The organism is Clostridium sp. D43t1_170807_H7 (genome assembly GCF_015555905.1).
In the GTDB taxonomy this organism is placed as follows: domain Bacteria; phylum Bacillota; class Clostridia; order Clostridiales; family Clostridiaceae; genus Clostridium.
Genome location: NZ_JADNLK010000061.1, coordinates 1 through 2,316, shown reverse-complemented (window position 1 = coordinate 2,316; position 2,316 = coordinate 1). Strand labels below are relative to the sequence as shown.

At 28.8% G+C, this 2,316-nt stretch carries 3 protein-coding genes; all 3 read left to right on the top strand.

The window, feature by feature from the left end:
• On the top strand, positions 1-801 hold an 801-nt coding region (locus I2E98_RS15695; RefSeq protein ID WP_195469802.1), incomplete at its 5' end, for a glycosyltransferase.
• Between the two features lie 26 nt (positions 802-827).
• Positions 828-1,658 carry a LicD family protein gene (locus tag I2E98_RS15690; protein ID WP_195469801.1) on the top strand — a complete coding sequence of 277 codons (831 nt, stop codon included), beginning with the start codon at positions 828-830 and terminating at the stop codon, positions 1,656-1,658.
• A 65-nt stretch (positions 1,659-1,723) separates the two neighbouring features.
• Positions 1,724-2,316, top strand: a 593-nt coding sequence (locus tag I2E98_RS15685; RefSeq protein WP_195469800.1) for a sugar phosphate nucleotidyltransferase, incomplete at its 3' end; no start/stop codon positions are given.

The following is a 2,316-nucleotide window of genomic DNA, read 5'->3' as shown; positions in this document are numbered from 1 at the left end:
AAAAAAGGAAAAAATATTACATGGATACACGGACCATTAGATGATTTTGACTATAAAAATAAAAAGAATATTTTAAAGAAATTTGTTAGCTTTTATTTGTATAAGAGGCAAGATAAAGCATTTAAAGTGAGTAATAACATTATTGTTATATCAAATACTGTTTATAACTCTGTACTCTCTCTTTATCCTAAATATAAGGATAAAATAGTAAAAATATATAATGGATATGATATTGAAACAATTGAAAATAGGGCAAATGAAAAGAGTATAGAATTCGATATACCAACTATAATATCTGTGGGAAGATTAGATAAAAATAAGAACCACAAAATTTTAATAGAGTCTTGTTGTAAGTTAAAGGAAAAGATAAAAGAATTTCAGATAGTTATTATTGGTGAAGGCGAAGAGAGAGCAGAACTTGAAAGACTAATAAGAGAATTAAAGGTTGAAAAGTATGTCAAATTATATGGATATAAATCCAACCCATATCCTTATATAAAGTCTGCCAATGTATTTGTAATGAGCTCATTTAGTGAAGGATTTCCTACTGTAGTTGCAGAAGCGATGGCTCTTAAAACACCAGTTATTATGACTAAGGTTTCAGGAAGTGAGGAACTTACACAAAGTGGTGAATGTGGGATATTGGTAGAAAGAAATTCGGAAGCAATTACTGATGCAATTCTAAAAGTATTATCAGAAAATAGTAACATTAATGTTGTTGTTAGTAAGGCATATGAGAACATTAATAAATATTCATTAAAGAGACAAGCAAGTGAATTTGAAAAGATTTTTAAACTATAAAGTTTTATCAACGGGGGAAATGTTATATGTGTAAGGCAACTTTAAGAGAAGCTCAAATACTTATGAAAACTATATTAAGAGATATTGATAAGATTTGTAGAGAAAACAATATTTCTTATTGGATAGAATCAGGAACCATGTTAGGTGCAAAAAGACATAATGGCTTTATTCCATGGGATGATGATATTGATATTGGAATGATGAGAAAAGATTATGAAAGGTTCTTGGAATTAGCACCAAGCCATTTGCCAGATGATTTATTTTTACAAAATGCACAATTAGATAGTGGAGTAGAGAACTCTTGGAGTAAGGTAAGACATAAATATAGCAAATTAATAGAAGAATATAATGCTGAATACCATGAAGGATTATTTGTTGATATTTTCCCTTATGATTTTTATGAATGTAATTTAACAGATAAATCGTATATAAGAAAAAAAATATCAGAAATTAATTATTTAATGTTATTTAAATCAAAATTACCTTATGAAAAAAATATAGTTGAAAATCTTAAAAGAGGGATTGCTAAAGGTTACAAACAAATTTTAATAAGAAAAGACTTAAATGAGTTTTGTGTGGATAGGCAAAAAAAGGCTATTAATGGAATAAAAAAAGAAAATGCTAGATTTGTTGGCTATGGAAGTGAAATTGGAGAATTTGACTTTGATAGATATATGGAAAAAGATATAATTTTCCCTGTAAAGGAAGGCGAGTTTGAGGACATAAAAGTTAAAATACCTAACGATAGCCATAGGTATTTAACTACTATATATGGAGAAAGTTATATGGACATACCTAAAATAGAAGATAGATATAATCATAATAAAGGTATCTATATTTATAAAACTAGAAAATAAAATTTAAATTATTTATTAATATATTTATACATACATTAATAAAAGATTGAATAGGGGATTATAGCATGAAGGGAATAATATTAGCAGGTGGCTCTGGTACGCGTCTTTATCCAGTAACAAAGGCAATGTCAAAACAAATGGCACCGATATATGATAAACCGATGATTTACTATCCAATGTCAGTTTTAATGTTAGCAGGAATAAGAGATATCCTTATAATATCAACAGCAAGAGATATAGTTAACTTTAAGGAATTATTTAAGGATGGTTCAGAATATGGTTTAAACATTGAATATGCAATTCAAGAACAACCTAATGGATTAGCGGAAGCATTTATAATTGGTGAAGAATTCATTGGTGATGACAATGTAGCAATGATATTAGGAGATAATATATTCTATGGTCAAAGCTTTAGTGCTCACTTAAAAGAAGCAGCACAATTAGAAAAAGGAGCAATGGTATTTGGATATTACGTTCAAGATCCAAGAGCATTTGGAGTAGTTGGCTTTGATGAAAATGGTACAGTAACTTCTTTAGAAGAAAAACCAGAGAAACCAAAGTCAAAATATGCAGTGCCAGGTCTTTATTTCTATGATAACTCAGTAGTAGCAAAAGCAAAGGCATTAAAGCCATCAGCAAGGGGCGAACTTGAAATAAC

What these genes read in the sequence shown, in the direction of transcription:
- I2E98_RS15690 (WP_195469801.1), top strand. Translation starts at nt 828, where the DNA reads ATGTGTAAGGCAACTTTAAGAGAAGCTCAAATACTTATGAAAACTATA.